Below are 17,012 nucleotides of genomic sequence, written 5' to 3' on the forward strand. Positions count from 1 at the left end.
AGCCATGACCCAGGCCGTCGAATACATCAATCCCCCGGGCCTGCCGCCGGTGCAAGGCATGTACTCCCAGCTGGGCGCCATCGCCAGCGGGGCGCGCACCTACCACGTGGCGGGCCAGCTGGCCGTGGCCGACGACGGCAGCGTGGCCGGCGTCGGCGACTTCGCGGCGCAGTTCCACCGCGTGTTCCAGAACCTCGTCGGCACGCTCGAAGCCGCGGGCGGCAAGCCCACCTCGATCGCGAAGATGACGACCTACCTGGTGCACTCGCAGGACATCCCCACCTTCATGAAGCTGCGCGCGGCGCTGTTTCCCAAGCTGTTCCCCAACGGCGTCTACCCTCCCAACACGCTGATCGTCATCGACCGGCTCGTGAAGGAGGACTTCCTGCTCGAGGTCGAGGCGGTCGCCGCGTTCTGAGGCGCACACTCCAAGGAGTTCATGATGAAGAAGAGCCACGCTGTCCCCAAGCTGTCCCGCCGCTTCTTCGGGACTCTGCTGCTCGCGGCCGCGTCCGCGTCACTGGCGGCGGTCCAGCCCGCCGGTGCCGCCGACGCCTGGCCCAGCAAGCCCATCACCATCGTCTGCGCCTTCCCGCCGGGGAATGCCTCCGACTTGATCGCGCGCGTCCTCGGCGAGCAACTGTCCGCCCGCCTGCACACGCCGGTGCTGGTGGACAACCGGCCCGGCGCCTCCGGCATCATCGCCGCCAGCGCGGTGCAGAAGGCGGTGCCCGACGGCCACACGCTGCTGATGACGTCGACGTCGTTCATCATCAACAAGTCGGTGCTGCTGAAGGTGCCGTATGACGCGGACCGCGACTTCACGCCGGTGAGCCTGGTCAATGCCATTCCCGCGGTGCTGATCGTGGACAAGTCCTCGCCCGCGAACGACTTCAAGGAGCTGCTGGCGCAGATCCGCCAGCGCCCGGGCAAGCTGAGCTACGGCCATCCTGGCGCGGGAACCATCCAGAACCTGTCGATGAAGCTGCTGCTGCAGCACGTCGACGCCAACGTGCTGGAAGTTCCCTACAAGGGCAGCATGCAGGCGGTGACGGACATCAACGGCGGCTCGCTGGACATGATGTTCGAGGCCGCCAACTCCGTCTACACGCTGGTGCAGAGCGGCCGTGTGCGGGCGCTGGCGACGACCTCGCCGACCCGCTATTCGATGCTGCCTGAGGTGCCGACCCTGCGCGAGCTGGGCATCGACGAGACGGTGGTCGGCTTCACCGCACTGATGGCGCCGGCCGGCACGCCGCCGGAGATCACCGCCCGCCTGAACAAGATGGTCGAAGACATCATGAAGATGCCGGCGACGCAGGCGCGCGAGAAGACCATGGGGCTGGAGAACTTCCCGCCCATGAGCACCGCCGAAGTCGGCACCTGGATGAAGCAGGAGGCGAGCCGCTGGGAAAACGTGGCCCGCGTCGCCAACATCCCGAAGGAATGAGCATGGCGCAATTGAAAGTGGCGGCCAGCCAGTCGCTGGCCGAGGGCGAGCCCGTCTCCGTCACCGTGCAGGGGCAACCGATCATGCTCGTGCGCTGGGAGGGCAAGCCCTATGCGCTGGGCGACATCTGCACGCACCAGTACGCGCTGCTGTCGGACGGCTTCTTCGCCGACGGCTGCATCGAATGCCCGCTGCACCAGGCCACTTTCGACGTGCGCACCGGGGTCCCGCAATGCGGCCCGGCGACGGTGCCGGCGCGGCGCTTCGAGGTGTCCGAAGCGGACGGCGAGGTCTTCCTCGAATTCGAGCGCGAGTCCGTGGCCTAGGGTTTCCCTAGCGGGCCGCGGAGGCGGCCAGCTGCGTGGGCGATTGCTTGCGGAAGCGCGCGAGCAGGCGGTCGCGCGAGTGCTGCGAGTGCTCGCGCGTGAGCGCGACGAACTTCTTCTCGTCGCCGTCGACGAAGGCCTGCGCCAGTTCCGCGTGCTCGTCCTGCGCCAGGTTCAAGGCGCCGGTGAGCCTCAGCTCGGCGCGCACGTAGATCTCGATGATGCCGCGCGCGGTCTCCACGGCCCGCATGTGGTGCGGCATGCCGGCCGGGTCCAGCATCGCCCGGTGGAAGTTGGCATTGAGCTCGAACCAGTCCGCGAGCGCCTCGCTGTCGGTGCGCTGCGCGCTGGTCTGGTGCATCTGTTCCACCAGCTGGCGCACCTTGGCGATGTCGTCCGGGGTCCGGCGCTTGATGGCGCGGGCGGCAATGTCCGTTTCGAGCTTGATGCGCAGGTCGAACACTTCGCGGATCTGCTCCGGGTCCAGTTCGGCCACCGCATAGCCCTTGCGCGGCTGCAGCACCACCAGGCCTTCGGCTTCCAGCCGCGGCAGCGCCTCGCGCAGCGGGCCGCGGCTGACGCCCATCTTGGCGGCCACTTCTTCCTGCCGCAGCATCTGGCCGGGCGCGAACACGCCATTGAGGATCGCGTTGCGCAATTCCCTGTAGACCAGCTCAGGCAGCGACAGCGCCGCGGCTTCGACGAGGGACGGGGACGGCATGCGGCAAATGATATCGGATTGGTGCGTGCATGCACCAATCCTCACTGCGAACTGCGCGCAGGCCGCTGGTACGTCGTCATGCCGGTCTTGATCCGGCATCCCCATGTGCCTGTCACGAGTGGGCCCTGCCGAGATTTGGCCCCGGACCGGGCCTCTCCCGTGCATTCAACGCAGCGTTCGCGGAGTCCGCAGAGAAGAGGAATGCATTTGTGCGTTCGGGAGCTTTTTCGCCGAACGCATTTGGCAACGCCTTAGGGGAATCTCTTGCAACCAACTCAAGCGCGATTGGCAACGCACTGGGGGAGTCCATTGCAGGCGTATCGAATGGCGCGCCTGCCGCGCGAGGAGACGCGCTGGGTGACTTCATCGATAAGAACATGCCGGCCTGGGAGCAGCGGCAGGCGAACTATGACGGAATCGTCAACGCCTTCAGTCAAAGCGGATTGAACGACGGCGCGCCAGGGGTGCAAGTCGCGGATGCGAGGAGCGTTCTGCAGTTGAGCGCTCCAAGGGGCTCCGACGATGATGATAGTTACTATGGGAACATCATCGATGCCTTGCAGGCTCGTGATGCCGCGAGAAACGCCTCGGGTGCGAATTTCCGCGCTGGAGAAGCAAGAGCCACGGCCGCGCTGTACGCGAGTGGGGCGGGCGATGTGCGCGACGTGTCGCCGGTCTTCTCCGATGCAGAAATTGACGCTATGCGCCAATCCAATCTCGCGCGAAATCAGTCGCTCGCGGCGGAGACGGAGGCAGCACTTGGTGTATCCGCATATGAATCAGGCATCTATTCGCCCGACCCTGGCTCGATTGACTATTACCGTCAGCGCGATGGACATGTTGTTGTCCAAATCACGGGAACCGCCGCCTCTGTGGAAGAGGAGTCGGCGCCCATGCAGATCTACAGAGGCATGAATGAAAGGCTGAACGCCCTCGTAGAAGATGCGCAGGACCAGTACGTGCAGAATGGTGCCGGCCGGGGCGGGTGGAACTACGCATTCAACGCCGCTGGGTACGTGGCGAGTGAGTTCTTTCCCCGTAGCGTCGGACAAGCCGCATTCGAGGCGGTTGGGGGCCCCATATTGGGGCGGGTAATTGGAGCCGGCGTCGCACAGCTCAACAAGTTGCCGGTTCTGGGAAGTACACTGCCTCAGCTGGCACGAAGTCTCAGGTCGTCAATAGGTCGGTCAGAGCTTCCTGTCGGAACGGCCGCTCGCCCAACCGTGCAGTGGGCACCGAACCCGGACGGAGTTGTAAGGACGCCGGAAGAAATGATGGCCTTGGCGCGGCAAGCGGGAGTGACGTTCCCAGAAGACGTGCAGGTCTTCTGGGTGAAGCCAAGCCAGCTACACAACGTCGAAGGCGCGCAGGCTGAGTACTCTACTTTGCAGGCAAATCTCGGCGAAGGAAGAATTGGAAACGCGGGAAACTTGGGTCCCAACGATTTGGTGACCTGGGAAAGCTTCAGGAACAGGGCCGGTGCCGTGCCTGTGCGAATCAGTACCGACCTGCTCGGGAGCGACGAAGCGGCGATTGCGCATTTGGCCCACGAGTCGCACGAACTGAACGGGCTATACAACAGCCTTGAGGTTGAAGGCAACCTGATGACTTACCGCGACCTAAATCGAGCCGTGCGGCCCGTTGCGAATGGGGCCGGGACACGCTTAGGCGGCGTTCCGAACAACCTACACGAGAACGCTTGGACGTATGCTGACCAAGTGATCCTGAGATGGCGAGGAAAATAGATGCGAAAACGCGACTGGCAGGCTGAAATGGCCGACTTCTTGCCACTGTACGAGGCCGGCGCCTATACCACTGACGAATTTTTTTGGTTCGCCCTTCCTTTCTTCGAGGGCGACGCAAGCGACAGAGAGGTGTGGAATGCGCTGCCGCAGGCAGTTAAGGACCGCTTCCGTGTGCAAATGGAGAAGGAAGTTGAAGCGGAAGACGACGCCACCCGTGCCGCTCTGCTGGAAAGACTGGCGGCAGTCAGGGGTGTTGCTGGGCGCTAGTTGGGCTCTCGGCGATTAGTGACGAGGCCGGCCGCTAGGCTCCGAGCTGGGGGCGGAGTCGGAGCCAGGCGGATTGGCGAGTGTGTGCGTTGGACTCCTGACTACCTCCGTTCAGGTCGGCCTAACAGAGGGTCATCGCTGTAGTTCCGGACACGCCGACGCATCGGCAGATGCAGTCGCATCTGCCGACGCATTTCCTCAAATTTCACGGCTCGCGCACGTACACGGCTCGCCGACGATGATCCAAGCGCTAACGCACCTGGGGAACTCCCGGCTGAGGATTCCAGTCATCGTGACTCTTATTGCTAAGAATGAGGCCAAACGTGAGATGGATGGCATCAACGATTTCCATTACCCGTCGCTCATGGCGAGAGTTGGGCGCCTCGTTCTCCAGGATCTCCATGGCTTGATAAATCAGCGCCAAGTATCTCTTCGAAACCGTTTCGCCACCCTTTAGCAATCTTGTCAATTCGCGTGCCCAACGCTCTGCTTCGGCGAACGCGTTCTCCCGAATCTCCTTTGCCTCCTGCACACCGTTGACAACGTCGAAGATATGACGGCCGTACGCTGTTGCGGCGTTGTCGATTTCGATGGTCATTGCGAACCCCTGCGTTGATTCGAATAGGTCGAACTCCCCACCGACAGGCCATAGGTTATGTTTCGGTACGCCGGAACCTGACTTGCCGGACTAAAGGGCGTATAGATGGCCTTCGAAGAAACACTCTGGAAGATTGATACTTCCTGAGCCCAAATCGAACGGTGATAGAGCATAGTTGACTGAGGGTCGATTGGATTGTAGATGTTGCTTCGAGGTTGGGTTGGCCAGACTTCAACCTTGGCATTCGGAACCTTCTTCAAATTGATCGCAACGATGCCATTGCCGCTATCGTAGCCATTGGGGCCGACAACGACCTCATAGTCGCGCGTCGTGCCAATCCATGGGTCATTTCTCAGTGCCCCACCTCTTGTGCCAAGTTTGTAGTTGGCCACATGGTCCTCTGCGGTCCAAATGCCATTCGGATTCTTGGCGGTCAGGCCCGCTCCCTCCTCCAAGGCTGTGGCGTCGACCGGCGTAAGGCCTCGGAACACTGTGTTGGCGAGCACACGTTCCTCCGCGAGGCGCAAGCCTTGACCGACGGTGGCTACTCCTCCAGCGAAGGGGATGATCTGATCGACGGCGCTGGCTAAAGTTGACGAACCAGTCGTCGACTCCACCACTTGGTAAGTTGCTGTCGAATCGCTGCCGTAACCCAAAGCGCGCCTTAGGCCCGTGCCGATGCTGTCACCGCCGTGGAAGGCGAGCGGCACACCCAGCGTGGCGCCCAGACCGGTGGAGCTCAGTGTGATTGCGCCTGCCACCTCGAATCCACCACTGATCATCTGAACCGAACCTTGCACCTCGTTAGAACCGCGGAGGTAGTACTTGGTTGCGCCCCACGCCATGTCAAGTTTGTCGCCGAACGATATATCGCTATTCGCAATTGCGCCCACAGAGGCCCAATAGCCTTGATCGGGCTTTATCGAACCCGTCCGCATACCCGTGCCGGCGGCCGCTAAGGGTGCCAAGTCTTCGCTTCTAACGGCGGACTGCGGAACGGGAAAAGTCTCCGCGGCCGTACTCCACACTTCACCGCCCTGGAAGTTGGATCCCACCACGTAAGGCACTGTGGGCGCAAGTGAGACACTACTGCTGCCGCCCGTGTCGCCGATCGCGCCCTCGATTGGGGGTTCTGCGGTTATCGTGACCGGAGTCAGCCATGCGTCTCCATTTCCATCGAAGTAGCCGGTTCCGTGCCCGGGGCTGGATGGAGCAGTTCGCTGGACTAGATCGGTGGCGGCAGTTGGCGCGAGTGGATTCGTAGCCGACAGGGAAGATCCTCCGAGGCTATATCCTTGGCCTGCGGCAATACGCACGCCCGGCGAGCGATCGACGGATGTGCGCCCGAAAACGTCAACGACTCTGTCGTAAGTCTCTTGGCGCTGCTCCCACGCTGGCAGATTTTTTTCAATAAAGTCGCCGAGCGGGTCGTCGCTGCGTGAACTGCGAGCGATGCTTTCCCCCAGAGCGTTGCCAAATGCATCGGGTCGCTCACCAAATGCATTCAGCGCACGGACCGATCCGCTGGCCGCGCGACTCCACCGTGCAGTCCGTTTCGATTTCCTCGCCATCCAAGCGTACGTTGAATGTCGCGATCAGCGACGATTCGGCCGCTCGGTCGCGCCTCTCGTAGGAGTGATCATGGAACAGACTTCCTATAGCCTTCTGCATCGCGCCCCTCAGGCGGGGGCGTCGTCGGGGCAGGGCGACGTGCCTTGCACCATCGCCATCGACGACGCGATCCAGCGCTATCTGACCTTCCGCGCGATGAAGGGCGGTACTGTGCAGAGCCTTTGCGACCTGAGGCGCTACTTGAACGATTTCGCCAAGTGGGCCGTGCTGCTACATGTTGAAGATCTGGCCGGCCTGAACCCCGACCTTCTCAAGAAGTACCAGTGTTTCCTCTTCGAGTACCGGAAGCGTGACGGCCAGCCGCTCGCCACAGCCAGCAAACTTGCCAAGCTCGTTCCCTTGCGTGGCTGGTTGCGATGGCTGACGACGCTGGGAGTCGCCGCGAACCTGGTGGACGCCATCGAACTGCCCGCCGCCGATCAGGCGTTGCCGCGGCGTTTGCTCTCGGCCGCGGAGATCGAGGCAGTCATGGCGATGCCGCGGACAGACACGCCGCTCGGGCTGCGCGATCGTGCGATGCTCGAGTTGCTGTACGCCACCGGAATCAGGCGCATGGAGATCGGCCAGTTGGACATCAACGACGTCGACCTGAGCCGCGCCATTCTCTGCGTGCGAAACGGGAAGGGGCGCAAGGACAGGCGCATTCCGATGGGGCCACGCGCGCAGCACTGGCTGGTGACGTATCTGGAACAAGGTCGGCCAGCCTTGTCGGGGGCCTCGAGCTCGCTGGCACTCTTTCCGGGCCGGGAGGGACCACGCCTCAACATCAACTGGCTGTCCACGGTGATCTCAGGTTACGTGCGTCGCTCGGGTGTGGGTCGGGCTGGTGCGTGCCACTTGTTCCGGCATTCGATGGCGACCCTGATGCTCGATGGCGGCGCCGATATCCGGTACATCCAGGCGATGCTGGGGCATGCGCAGTTGTCGACGACGCAGATCTACACGCACGTGTCGACGGCGCGGCTGGAGCAGGTTTACCTGGCGACGCATCCCGGAGCGAAGGGGTATGGTGCAGGTGGGAGCGTTGAGGGTGTGCGCGTGGAAAGCCGCGAACAGGAGGACGAGCTTTCGGTGTGGGTTGCGTAGAGGCCGCAGGTGCGCGGCGTTTGGGGGCGTCCTCGCGCGGTGCGCAGCGAGCTGCGCACCCTACGAGATGCATCGCGGAGCGGAAGCAGTAGCGAGCAGCCGCCAGAGCGAATCCTGGACCCGCCCATGAGCGCGATTCAACCCACCCGCGAGAGCAAAGCCTTCACCGCTGCCCGGCTCTGCGCGCCCAGCTCCGCCACATCCAGGTTCGGCACGCGCCCATCGCGCACTACTTCCTTGCCGCCGACGAACAGGTAGCGCAGGTCCGCCGTGCCGCCGCTGGCCACCGGCCCGATCGCCGGATCGTGCAGGCCGAAGTAGCGCGGGTCGCGGTCGAGGCCGAAGATGGAGAAGTCCGCGGCCTGGCCGACCTCCAGCGTGCCGATGGCAGAGAGGCCCAGGACTTCGGCGCCACCTGCCGTGCCCCAGCGCACCACATCCTCCACGGTCGTCGAAGCCGCATCGCCTTCGCCCTTGCCGCCGCGGTAGTGCGCGACGGCCTCGTAGCCGCCCCGCGCACGCGCCATCAGCCATGCCGCATGCGTCTCCGACAGCATGTCCGCCGCCTCGTTGGACGCCGCGCCATCGACACCGATGGAGATCCGCGCCCCCGCTGCTTCCAGTGCGCGCACCGGCGCGATGCCGCTACCGAGGCGCCCATTGCTCTGCGGGCAATGCGCGATGCCAGTCCGCGTGCGCCCCAGCAAGGCGATCTCGTCCTCGTCCAGCTTCACCAGGTGCGCGAACCAGACATCCGGCCCCACCCAGTCGATGGTCTGGCAGAACTCGATGGGCTTCATCCGGTGCTTCTCCCACACTGTGTCGTGGTAGTGCACGGTCTCGGACAGGTGCGAATGCAGCATCAGCCCCAGCTCGCGCGCCACCTTCGCCGTCTCGCGCATTTCCTCGGGACGCATCGAGTGCGGCGGCGTCGTGGGCGCCATCACGACGCGCTGCGTCGCATCCGGCGACGGGTCGTGATAGAGCTTGGCCAGCCGGCGCATGTCGGCGAGATAGCCCTCCAGCGTCTCCGGGCGCGAGCCCGGTGCCGTGTCCTTGGTCTCCAGCCGCGTCAGCGTGCCGCCACCGCGGCACAGCACGAAGCGGATGCCCAGCTTCGCCGCTTCCTCGAACAGGATGGACGAACTGTCGTACGGCATGTCCGGGTAGTAGTGGTAGTTGTGGTCGGCCACCGTGCCGCAACCGGAAAGCACCAGCTCCAGCAGGCCGACGCGCGCGGCCAGCCGGAACTCGTGCTCGTTCATCAGCGGCCGCAGGCGCATCGGCGTGGCGGTCAGCCACGGCGTCAAGGTCGAATTCAGGCCCTGCGGATCGCCTTTCAGCAGCGACTGGAACAGGTGGTGGTGCGTGTTCACCCAGGACGGGTAGACCACGCAGCCGCTGGCATCGATCGTCCGCTCGCCCGGCTCGGGAGTGAGCGAACCGATGGCGGCGATCCTGCCATCGCGCACCCGCAGGTCGCTGCCGGCCGAACGCGCCTGCGCGCCCTTCAACCCGGTGAGGATGGCCGTGGCGTTGCGAATCAGCAGGCTGGTCATGCAGGCACCTTCTTGATGTTGATCACGTTGCCGCGATGCACTTCCTCTTCACCATGCGCGCGCAGCAGGTCCAGCAACTGCTTGCGGATCACGAGGCCGGGCTTGTCCGAGGCCATGTGGAATTCGACCTTGCGCGTGGTGTCGATGCACGCGTCGGGGTCCGTGGCTTCCAGGATGTCGCGGTCTTCGAGGGTGATGGCCTTGTCCCAGGCGATCAGTTCCTCGGTGCTGCACTGCTCCTCGGTGTCATTGCGGTACAGCCACTGCACCAGCATCATGCGGTCGTCGTCGATGGGCGTCGCGCAGTTGTAGATGATGTGGGCCCGGCCGCTGGCGGGGTAGGTGCAGCCGAAGCGCCGGCTGAAGGGCAGGTAGTAGCGGTTGACGAGGTGCCGGTGCGTGACCGGCTCGTCGGTGCCCGTGATGCGATAGCTCTCCTGCGGGTTCTTGATCGGCACCAGCGTCTCCGCCTCGAAGCCATAGTCGGTTTCGCGGAATTCGTAGGGCGCCGGTTTGGGCTGGTCGATCAGCCCGAAGTTCGCCTTGTGCACGAAGGAGAAGTGCGAGTTGTCGAAGGAGTTCTCCATCATGCGCAGCGGCGCCGTCTTCCATTCTTCGTAGAACTGGAAGATGCGGCGGTAGCCGGGCCGGCCGTCCTCGGGGAAATCGGGGATGGGCCGGATCGGGTCTTCCAGCGCCACCCACACGTAGCCGTACTTCTCCTGCGCGCGGTACGCCGGCACGCGGGCGTTGGGCGGGATGGGCGCTTCGGCCTGCTGCTGCGGGATCTTCACGCAGGCGCCGGTGCAGTCGTAGGTCCAGCCGTGGTAGCCGCAGGTGAGGTTGCCGTTCTCGACGAAACCTTTCGACAGCTTGGCGGTGCGGTGGCAGCAGCGGTCGGCGACGGCCGCGGGCGTGCCGTCGGCCTGCTTCCACAGCACGATGTCCTCGCCCATGAGGCGGAAGGGCTTGGGGCCTTCGTCCAGGAAGGACATGGGCATCAGCGCGTACCAGAAGCGGCGCAGGACTTTCTGTTGGGTGGTCAGCATGCTTCGTGTTCTCCGTGTTCTCCGTGTTCTTGCAGCAGCGCCAGCAGGCGCTTGCGCATCAGCAGGCCGGGGCGGTCCGAGGCCATGCTCTGTTCCTCCCGGCGGCTCACGTCCACCGGCGCGTTGGGGTCGACGCCGCGGTCCAGGATGTCCTTGTCCTCGGCGACCACGCGCATGTCCCAGTCGTTCAGCAGGGCCGCGGGGCAGTCCTGCTCGCTGTCATTGCGGTACAGCCACTGGATCAACTGGATGCGGCCATCGTCGATGGGCGTGGCGCAGGTGTAGATCGTGTGGCGGATGCCGCTCGGGTAGGCCAGCCCCAGCTTGCGCAGGAAGGGCAGGTGCCACTGGTTGGAGAAGCTGCGCGTCGTCACCGGGTCGGTGGTGCCGGTGATGCGGTGCGACTCCGGCGGGTTGTTGATCTCCAGCAGCACGCGCGCCTCGAAGCCGTAGGCGGTCTCGTCCAGCGCGAAGTGCTTCGGCTTCGGCTGGTCGCCCTGGCCGAAGGTGCCGGCGTGGACGAAGGCGAAGTGCGCGGTGTCGAAGGAGTTTTCCATCAGCCGCAAGGCGCCGGTGTTCCAGGTCTCGTCGAACTGGTGGATGCGGCGGTGGCCCTGCGCTTCCTCCTCGGTTTCCAGCAGCGGCATCAGCGGGTCGTCCAGCGCCACCCAGGCGTAGCCGAAGCGCTCGGCGCAGTGGTAAGCCGGCACGCGGGCGCCGGGCGGGATGGCCTGCGTGTCCTGCTGCGGGATCTTCACGCAGGCGCCGCTGCAGTCGTACTGCCAGCCGTGGTAGCCGCAGGCGATGTGGTCGCCTTGTACGAAGCCTTTCGACAGCTTCGCGGTGCGGTGGCAGCAGCGGTCTTTCACCGCGGCAGGCTGGCCGTCGGTCTTCTTCCACAGCACGATGTCTTCGCCCAGCAGGGTGAAGGGCTGCGGGCCGGCAGCCAGCTTGGACATCGGCATGACGGCGTACCAGAAGCGCCGCAGCACGGGTTGCTTCGTGACCAGCATCAGTGCGCCTTCAGGAAGTCCAGCGTGTAGGCTTGTTGCCAGTTGGCGTTGGGTTTCAACAGGCCGCTGGACACCATCAGCTCGTAGGTCTGCTTCCAGCGCGCGTCGGTCATCACGCCCGGGCCCTGCCTGGCGGCGTCGCCGCCGTCGAAGAAGTGCAGGGCGTTCATCTGCTTGACGCCGAAGGCGAGCGTGTCGTCGTCCATCTTCGGGTTGTCCTGCTTGATCAGGGCATTGCCCGGCGCCGGGTTGGCCAGGTAGCTCTTCCAGCCTTCCAGCGTGGCCTTGACGAAGCGCTGCACCAGTTCCGGCTTCTCCTTCACCGTCTTCTGCATCGCGACGATGGTGTTGCCGTAGGGCGGGTAGCCGTCGTCGGCGAACAGGAAGAAGTTGACCTTCTGGCCTTCCTTCTGCGCAGTGAAGGGCTCGGAGCCGGGGAAGCCCTGCTGCGCCACCTTGGGGTCGGCGAAGAAGGGCTGCAGGTTGAAGGTGTAGGGGCGGGTCTGTTCCGGCTTCAGCTTGTACTTGGCGGACAGCCAGGGCCACCAGCTGGTGTAGCCGCTCGAGGCGACCAGGATTGTCTTGTCCTTCAGGTCGGCGAGCCTGGTGACGTCGGCGTGCGTCATCATGCCTTGCGGATCCTTCTGGAACACCGCGGCCACCGTGACGGAGGGAATGCCTTGCTCCAGGCCGGACAGCACCTGGAAGTCCTTGCCCATGACGAAGTCGGCCTGGCCGGCGGCCAGCACCTGCATCAGGTTGACCTGGGGGCCGCCCATCTTGATGGCGACGTCGAGCCCGTACTTCTTGTAGATGCCGGTGGCCACGGCCTGGTAGTAGCCGCCGTGTTCGGCCTGGGCGTACCAGCTGGTGAGGAAAGTGACCTTGTCGTCGGCGTGCGCCAGCAAGGTGGCCGCCGCGAGGGCGATGGCAGTGAGTGCAGATTTCATGGTGATTCTCCGGTTGGGAAAGCATTTGGAAAATCAGAGCAATGACCCGCGGCTTGCGCCGTTGCCTGCTTCTACTCTGCGCGGAACTCAGGGGAGGTGGATCGTCGCCTCCACCTCGATGACTGCTGCGTCTCCAGGCATGAACCGTGCCACCTCCACCACCGTGCTGGCCGGCGGCTGGGTGGGGTAGAACAGGCCGCGGACGCGGTTGTAGAAGGGGTAATGGCGCAGGTCGCGGAAGTACTGCGCCAGCTTGATCGCCTGCTCCATGTCCGCACCGTGTTCGCGCGCGATGGTGCGGATGCGGTCCAGCACGAACCAGCTCTGGGCGACGATGGGCGCTTCGTAGATGTCCACCGTCATCTGGCCCGTGTCGTAGCCCAGTGTCTTCAACTGCTCGCGGGCGTGCGCGGGCAGTTCCTCGTAAGAAGAGACCACGGCCTTGCGCGCCGGGTCCACGGCCACCACGCCGCTGACGAACAGGAAGTCTCCTGCGCGCCTGGCCGCGGCGTAGTTGGCCATGGGTGTGCCCATTGCGCTCATTGCCACGCCCGGGTCTTGCCGGGGTTCAACAGCTTCAACGGATCGAAGCGCCGCTTCACTTCGGAGACAGCAGGCGACAGCTCGCCGCCCGCCTTGCCGTCCTCGACGATGAACACGTGCGGATCGTTGATGCGGACACCGTTGTCGCGGTAGGTCTGCATGATTTCCTGCAAGCGCTCCTCGGTCGAGAACTTCACGATCTGCAGCGCCGTGCAGGTCAGTTGGCCGTCCAGGCCGCGGATCCACTCGGCGTGCATTTGCACCTCGGGCGACAGCAGCTTTTCCATGTGCCGCACCTGCTGCAAATGCTGGCCCGGCACGAAAGCGCTTTGCAGGTAGGTGATGGTCTTGTCCACCTTGAAGGCCGCCAGCGTGGTGTGGTTCCACGTGTATTCCAGCAGGGTGCGGCCGGTGCGGGCGATTTCCTCGGCGTTCTTCGAGTACGTGACCTCGCCACGCCACTGCGCCGCCAGTTCGCGCACCGCCGCTTCGCTGGAGGGCGCAATGGCCAGGATGATCGCGTGGCAGCCGGGCGGCAGGTGCTCGCCATGGCCCCTGAGGTAGGCCGGGATCGGATCCGCCAGCAAAGCTACTTCACGCTTGACGATGCCGGGCCCACCGGCCACCGCATTGCCGAACTCCAGTGCGTCGTCGAAGGACGAGAACACGACGAAGTGCTCCTGCCAGTCATAGGCAGGCGCCAGCGCCAGTTCCACTTCCAGCACCAGGCCGTTGGTGCCCCACAGGTGGTGCATCAGCAGCGCTTCCGGGCCGCGCAGTTCCACCACCTGCGGTTCTTCCTCGATGGTGAGGGCCTTGATGCCCAGCACGTTGCCGCGCGCCGCGAGCGGTCCGTAGTTGATGGAGCCGATGCCACCGAAGCCGCCGCCGAACAGGCCGCCCAGCGTGGCGCTGCGGTAGGTGGAGGGCATGCAGCGCAGTTCCATGCCGCAAGCCGCGCGCGTCTCGCGCTCCAGGTCGAACAGGCGGATTCCGGCCTGCGCCCGCGCCGCGCCGCCGCGCGCCCACAGGAACTGGTTGTAGCCGCTCATGTCCACCAGCACGCCGCCTTGCAGCGGCACGGACTGGCCGTAGTTGCCGGTGCCGCTGCCGCGGATGGTGATGGGCAGGCGCAGCTTCGCGCACAGCGCCACCAGCTGCTTGACCTCGTCTTCGTTGCGCGGGCGGACGACGGCGTCGGCGGCCTTGCCGGCCAGTTGCCGCTTCAGCACCGGGCTGAACCAGGAGAAGTCCTGCGACAGGCGGGCGATGCGGGCGGAGTCGGTCACCCAGTCCAGGTCGGGCAGGGCGATCTGCAGTTGTTCGATGGAGGAAACAGGTGCGTTCATGGTGCTTCAGGTCGGCCGGGCTTGTTCGCGGGCCACCGCGGAACCGGCTTTGCCGGGCCGCTGGTGGCGCCCCCTTGAGGGGGAAGCGCCGAAGGCGCTTCGGGGGTGGGCCATATCAATCACGGGAGAGCTCGCTTGCGTGCCAGGAGCCGAGGGCGATCTTCGACAGCCACGCCATCAGCACGAACAGGCCGACGCCGGTGAGCGAAATCAGCAGCAGGGCCGCGAACATGCGCGGGATGTTCAGCTGGTAGCCGGCAAAGAGGATCTGGTAGGCCAGGCCGGTGCTGGTGCCGCCGGTGCCGGCCACGAACTCCGCCACCACGGCGCCGATCAGCGCCAGGCCGCTGGAGATGCGCAGCCCGCCGAAGAAGTAGGGCAGCGCGCTCGGGATCCGCAGGCGCAGCAGGGTCTGCGCGCGGCTGGCCCGGTTCATGGCGAAGTAGCTTTGCAGGTCAGGGTCGATGCTGCGCAGCCCCAAGGTGGTGTTGCTGATGATGGGGAACAGCGCCACCAGGGTCGCGCAGATCACCAGCGAGGCCGTCGGGTTCTTGACCCAGATGATGATCAGCGGCGCCACCGCCACGATGGGCGTTACCTGCAGCAGCACGGCGTAGGGGAACAGCGCGGTCTCCACCTGCCGGCTCTGCACGAACAGGAAGGAGACCAGCACGCCCACCACCACCGCGGTCAGGAAGGACAGCAGCGTGATCTTCAGCGTGAACAGCAGCGACAGGCCCAGCGGCTGCCAGTCGGTCACCAGCGTCTGCAGCATCAGGATGGGCGAGGGCACCAGGTAGGGCGGCAGCTTGAAGCCGGTGACGAGGCCCTGCCAGACCGTCAGCAGGATGACGGCGACGATGGCCGGATAGAGCACCTTGGCGGTATGCGGCTTCATGACAGCGCCTCCTCGTCGTTCTCCTGGCTGGCGCGCAGCAGGCTGTCCTGCAAATGCTTGGCGTACTGCGCGAAGCGCGGCGTCACCATGAAGTCCGGCGTGCGCGGGTAGGGCTCGTCGATGGTCACCTGCTCCACGATGCGTCCCGGCCGCGCGGCCATCATCACCACCTTGTTCGACAGGTACACCGCCTCGTGGATCGAGTGCGTCACGAAGATCACCGTCAGCTTCTTGCTGCGCCACAGCTCCAGCAGGTCGCTATCGAGCTTGTGGCGGGTGATCTCGTCCAGCGCGCCGAAGGGCTCGTCCATCAGCAGCAGCTGCGGCTGCACCACCAGGCTGCGGGCGATGGACACCCGCATCTGCATGCCGCCCGACAGGTTGCGCGGCAAGGCCTTGGCGAACTTCGCCAGGCCCACCAGCGCCAGCGCGTCGGCGACGCGCGGCGCCGCTTCGGCGCGCGGCACGCCGGCCAGGTCCAGCGGCAGCCGCACGTTGCTTTCCACGCTGGCCCAGGGCATCAGCGTGGGCGCCTGGAAGACGAAAGCCATCTTCTTGCCGGCTTCCTCCAGTTGCGCCACGGGCTTGCGCCACAGCAGCAGGCGGCCGTCGGTGGGCTCCAGCAGGCCGGCCACCATCTTCAGCAAGGTGCTCTTGCCGCAGCCCGAGGGACCGAGCAGCGTGATGAACTCGCCTTCCTGGATGGCCAGGTCCACCGGCTGCAGGGCGACGGTGCCATTGGGGTAGGTCTTGTGCGCCGACAGAACCTCCACCGCGGGTGGAGATTCGACCAGCACGGAAGGGGGTTCGCGCATCACGGCAGCACCTTGGCGTCGCGGGCAAAGGAGAAGTCGTAGGCGTCGGCGGTCGACACCTTGCCCGGCTCGATCAGCTTGTTATCGAGCAGGAACTTGAAGTTGGCGGCGACGCGCTTGTCGTCCATCGTGCCGAGGCCCGCCTTGGCGGCTTCGCCGCTGCTGACGATGCCCATCTCCTTGAGCTTCTGCACGCTGTACGCGAGCTGCTCGTCGGTCATGTTCGGGTTGTCCTTCTTGATCAGCGCGTTGGCGGGCGCCGGGTCGGCCAGGTAGCTCTTCCAGCCTTCCATCGTCGCCTTCACGAAGGAAGCGACGGCGGCCTTGCGCTGCTTCACCGTGGTGTCCATGCAGGTGATGGTGGTGGCGTAGGAGGTCCAGCCCTGGTCGGCGAACAGGTGCGCCTTCGCCTTGACGCCGGCCTTCTGGATGGCGAAGGGCTCGCTCGTGAGGTAGCCCTGCTGCACGGCGTTCTTGTCCGCCACGAAGGGCTGGATGTTGAAGGTGTAGGGGCGCGTCTGGGCGTCGGTGAAACCGTACTTCTGCTTCAGCCACAGCCAGTAGCCGCGCTGCGCGGTCGGCGCGATGAGGATGGTCTTGTCCTTCATCTGCTCGAAGCCGGCGACGTCGTCGTGCGAGATCAGGACCTGCGGGTCCTTCTGGAACACCGCGGCGACGGTGGTGACGGGCAGGCCGCCGGCGCGGGTGATGACGGCCTGCATGTCGCTGCTGCCCATGACGCAGTCGGTCTGGCCGGCGGCCATCAGCTGGTAGATGTTGACCTGCGGGCCGCCCATCTTGATGGTGACGTCCAGGCCGTACTTCTTGTAGATGCCGGTGGCCACCGCCTGGTAGAAGCCGCCGTGTTCGGCCTGCGCGTACCAGTTGGTCATGTACGTGAACTTCTCTTCGGCGTGGGCGCCGGCGCAGAGGGCCAGCGTGGCGGCGGCGAACAGGGTGCGGGAGAACAGGTTCTTCATGGCTACCTCGAATGGAATGGGTGGGAGGGCT

18 protein-coding genes are annotated in these 17,012 nt (G+C 65.0%); 6 read left to right on the forward strand and 12 right to left on the reverse strand.

Annotated elements, in window-relative coordinates; all coding sequences use genetic code 11:
- Positions 1–4: 4 nt before the first annotated feature.
- Genes HHL11_RS29215 through HHL11_RS29225 form a run of 3 tightly spaced genes read left to right on the forward strand, consistent with a single transcriptional unit; the run spans position 5 to position 1,776 of the window.
- Positions 5–418 carry a RidA family protein gene (locus tag HHL11_RS29215; protein WP_169422122.1) on the forward strand — a complete coding sequence of 138 codons (414 nt, stop codon included), beginning with the start codon at positions 5–7 and terminating at the stop codon, positions 416–418.
- Between the two features lie 24 nt (positions 419–442).
- Positions 443–1,450 carry a Bug family tripartite tricarboxylate transporter substrate binding protein gene (locus tag HHL11_RS29220; RefSeq protein ID WP_169422123.1) on the forward strand — a complete coding sequence of 336 codons (1,008 nt, stop codon included), beginning with the start codon at positions 443–445 and terminating at the stop codon, positions 1,448–1,450.
- Between the two features lie 2 nt (positions 1,451–1,452).
- The gene (locus tag HHL11_RS29225; RefSeq protein WP_169422124.1) at positions 1,453–1,776 is read left to right on the forward strand and encodes a Rieske (2Fe-2S) protein; all 324 of its coding nucleotides are present in this window, start codon (positions 1,453–1,455) and stop codon (positions 1,774–1,776) included.
- A gap of 7 nt (positions 1,777–1,783) precedes the next feature.
- On the opposite strand, the gene HHL11_RS29230 is transcribed toward HHL11_RS29225, so the two are convergent.
- Positions 1,784–2,497, reverse strand: coding sequence for a GntR family transcriptional regulator (locus HHL11_RS29230; RefSeq protein WP_169422125.1), 714 nt, complete (start codon positions 2,495–2,497; stop codon positions 1,784–1,786).
- A 209-nt stretch (positions 2,498–2,706) separates the two neighbouring features.
- Here HHL11_RS29230 and HHL11_RS29235 point away from each other — a divergent pair, with 209 nt between their 5' ends.
- A complete protein-coding gene (locus tag HHL11_RS29235) occupies positions 2,707–4,242 on the forward strand; it encodes a hypothetical protein (protein ID WP_169422126.1) in 1,536 nt (511 codons plus the stop codon).
- Positions 4,243–4,509 carry a hypothetical protein gene (locus HHL11_RS29240; protein WP_169422127.1) on the forward strand — a complete coding sequence of 89 codons (267 nt, stop codon included), beginning with the start codon at positions 4,243–4,245 and terminating at the stop codon, positions 4,507–4,509.
- A gap of 250 nt (positions 4,510–4,759) precedes the next feature.
- On the opposite strand, the gene HHL11_RS29245 is transcribed toward HHL11_RS29240, so the two are convergent.
- Both HHL11_RS29245 and HHL11_RS29250 read right to left on the reverse strand, forming a co-directional pair.
- Complete coding sequence (locus HHL11_RS29245; RefSeq protein WP_169422128.1) at positions 4,760–5,107, reverse strand: hypothetical protein; 348 nt, start codon at positions 5,105–5,107, stop codon at positions 4,760–4,762.
- Positions 5,104–6,678: a hypothetical protein gene (locus tag HHL11_RS29250; protein WP_169422129.1), complete on the reverse strand. Its 1,575-nt coding sequence runs from the start codon at positions 6,676–6,678 to the stop codon at positions 5,104–5,106. Before HHL11_RS29250 ends, HHL11_RS29245 begins: the two co-directional genes overlap by 4 nt.
- Before the next feature lie 70 nt (positions 6,679–6,748).
- Here HHL11_RS29250 and HHL11_RS34770 point away from each other — a divergent pair, with 70 nt between their 5' ends.
- Positions 6,749–7,825 (forward strand): tyrosine-type recombinase/integrase, encoded by a 1,077-nt coding sequence (locus HHL11_RS34770; protein ID WP_169422130.1) that lies wholly within the window; start codon positions 6,749–6,751, stop codon positions 7,823–7,825.
- Positions 7,826–7,962: 137 nt separating this feature from the next.
- On the opposite strand, the gene HHL11_RS29260 is transcribed toward HHL11_RS34770, so the two are convergent.
- The 9 genes from HHL11_RS29260 to HHL11_RS29300 form a co-directional block, all read right to left on the reverse strand.
- The gene (locus HHL11_RS29260) at positions 7,963–9,384 is read right to left on the reverse strand and encodes an amidohydrolase family protein (protein WP_169422131.1); all 1,422 of its coding nucleotides are present in this window, start codon (positions 9,382–9,384) and stop codon (positions 7,963–7,965) included.
- Entirely contained in the window at positions 9,381–10,433 is a 1,053-nt protein-coding gene (locus tag HHL11_RS29265) for an aromatic ring-hydroxylating dioxygenase subunit alpha (protein WP_169422132.1), read from the reverse strand. Before HHL11_RS29265 ends, HHL11_RS29260 begins: the two co-directional genes overlap by 4 nt.
- Positions 10,427–11,446: an aromatic ring-hydroxylating dioxygenase subunit alpha gene (locus HHL11_RS29270; RefSeq protein WP_169422133.1), complete on the reverse strand. Its 1,020-nt coding sequence runs from the start codon at positions 11,444–11,446 to the stop codon at positions 10,427–10,429. The genes HHL11_RS29265 and HHL11_RS29270 overlap by 7 nt, the downstream gene beginning before the upstream one ends.
- On the reverse strand, positions 11,446–12,396 hold the full coding sequence (locus tag HHL11_RS29275; RefSeq protein ID WP_169422134.1) for an ABC transporter substrate-binding protein: 951 nt from the start codon (positions 12,394–12,396) through the stop codon (positions 11,446–11,448). Before HHL11_RS29275 ends, HHL11_RS29270 begins: the two co-directional genes overlap by 1 nt.
- Before the next feature lie 87 nt (positions 12,397–12,483).
- Positions 12,484–12,939, reverse strand: coding sequence for a RidA family protein (locus HHL11_RS29280; RefSeq protein ID WP_169422135.1), 456 nt, complete (start codon positions 12,937–12,939; stop codon positions 12,484–12,486).
- Positions 12,936–14,288, reverse strand: a complete 1,353-nt coding sequence (locus HHL11_RS29285) for an FAD-binding oxidoreductase (RefSeq protein ID WP_169422136.1) — start codon at positions 14,286–14,288, stop codon at positions 12,936–12,938. Before HHL11_RS29285 ends, HHL11_RS29280 begins: the two co-directional genes overlap by 4 nt.
- A 115-nt stretch (positions 14,289–14,403) precedes the next feature.
- Positions 14,404–15,186 carry an ABC transporter permease gene (locus HHL11_RS29290; RefSeq protein ID WP_169422137.1) on the reverse strand — a complete coding sequence of 261 codons (783 nt, stop codon included), beginning with the start codon at positions 15,184–15,186 and terminating at the stop codon, positions 14,404–14,406.
- Positions 15,183–16,001, reverse strand: a complete 819-nt coding sequence (locus HHL11_RS29295; protein WP_169422138.1) for an ABC transporter ATP-binding protein — start codon at positions 15,999–16,001, stop codon at positions 15,183–15,185. The genes HHL11_RS29290 and HHL11_RS29295 overlap by 4 nt, the downstream gene beginning before the upstream one ends.
- On the reverse strand, positions 16,001–16,981 hold the full coding sequence (locus tag HHL11_RS29300) for an ABC transporter substrate-binding protein (RefSeq protein ID WP_169422139.1): 981 nt from the start codon (positions 16,979–16,981) through the stop codon (positions 16,001–16,003). The genes HHL11_RS29295 and HHL11_RS29300 overlap by 1 nt, the downstream gene beginning before the upstream one ends.
- Positions 16,982–17,012 lie beyond the last annotated feature (31 nt).

It is taken from the genome of Ramlibacter agri, from assembly GCF_012927085.1.
GTDB lineage: Bacteria > Pseudomonadota > Gammaproteobacteria > Burkholderiales > Burkholderiaceae_C > Ramlibacter > Ramlibacter agri.

What these genes read in the sequence shown, in the direction of transcription:
- HHL11_RS29285 (WP_169422136.1), bottom strand. Translation starts at nt 14,288, where the DNA reads ATGAACGCACCTGTTTCCTCCATCGAACAACTGCAGATCGCCCTGCCC.
- HHL11_RS29220 (WP_169422123.1), top strand. Translation starts at nt 443, where the DNA reads ATGAAGAAGAGCCACGCTGTCCCCAAGCTGTCCCGCCGCTTCTTCGGG.
- HHL11_RS29250 (WP_169422129.1), bottom strand. Translation starts at nt 6,678, where the DNA reads ATGGCGAGGAAATCGAAACGGACTGCACGGTGGAGTCGCGCGGCCAGC.
- HHL11_RS29280 (WP_169422135.1), bottom strand. Translation starts at nt 12,939, where the DNA reads ATGAGCGCAATGGGCACACCCATGGCCAACTACGCCGCGGCCAGGCGC.
- HHL11_RS29295 (WP_169422138.1), bottom strand. Translation starts at nt 16,001, where the DNA reads ATGCGCGAACCCCCTTCCGTGCTGGTCGAATCTCCACCCGCGGTGGAG.
- HHL11_RS29265 (WP_169422132.1), bottom strand. Translation starts at nt 10,433, where the DNA reads ATGCTGACCACCCAACAGAAAGTCCTGCGCCGCTTCTGGTACGCGCTG.
- HHL11_RS29240 (WP_169422127.1), top strand. Translation starts at nt 4,243, where the DNA reads ATGCGAAAACGCGACTGGCAGGCTGAAATGGCCGACTTCTTGCCACTG.
- HHL11_RS29215 (WP_169422122.1), top strand. Translation starts at nt 5, where the DNA reads ATGACCCAGGCCGTCGAATACATCAATCCCCCGGGCCTGCCGCCGGTG.
- HHL11_RS29245 (WP_169422128.1), bottom strand. Translation starts at nt 5,107, where the DNA reads ATGACCATCGAAATCGACAACGCCGCAACAGCGTACGGCCGTCATATC.
- HHL11_RS29260 (WP_169422131.1), bottom strand. Translation starts at nt 9,384, where the DNA reads ATGACCAGCCTGCTGATTCGCAACGCCACGGCCATCCTCACCGGGTTG.
- HHL11_RS34770 (WP_169422130.1), top strand. Translation starts at nt 6,749, where the DNA reads ATGGAACAGACTTCCTATAGCCTTCTGCATCGCGCCCCTCAGGCGGGG.
- HHL11_RS29300 (WP_169422139.1), bottom strand. Translation starts at nt 16,981, where the DNA reads ATGAAGAACCTGTTCTCCCGCACCCTGTTCGCCGCCGCCACGCTGGCC.
- HHL11_RS29270 (WP_169422133.1), bottom strand. Translation starts at nt 11,446, where the DNA reads ATGCTGGTCACGAAGCAACCCGTGCTGCGGCGCTTCTGGTACGCCGTC.
- HHL11_RS29290 (WP_169422137.1), bottom strand. Translation starts at nt 15,186, where the DNA reads ATGAAGCCGCATACCGCCAAGGTGCTCTATCCGGCCATCGTCGCCGTC.
- HHL11_RS29275 (WP_169422134.1), bottom strand. Translation starts at nt 12,396, where the DNA reads ATGAAATCTGCACTCACTGCCATCGCCCTCGCGGCGGCCACCTTGCTG.
- HHL11_RS29225 (WP_169422124.1), top strand. Translation starts at nt 1,453, where the DNA reads ATGGCGCAATTGAAAGTGGCGGCCAGCCAGTCGCTGGCCGAGGGCGAG.
- HHL11_RS29230 (WP_169422125.1), bottom strand. Translation starts at nt 2,497, where the DNA reads ATGCCGTCCCCGTCCCTCGTCGAAGCCGCGGCGCTGTCGCTGCCTGAG.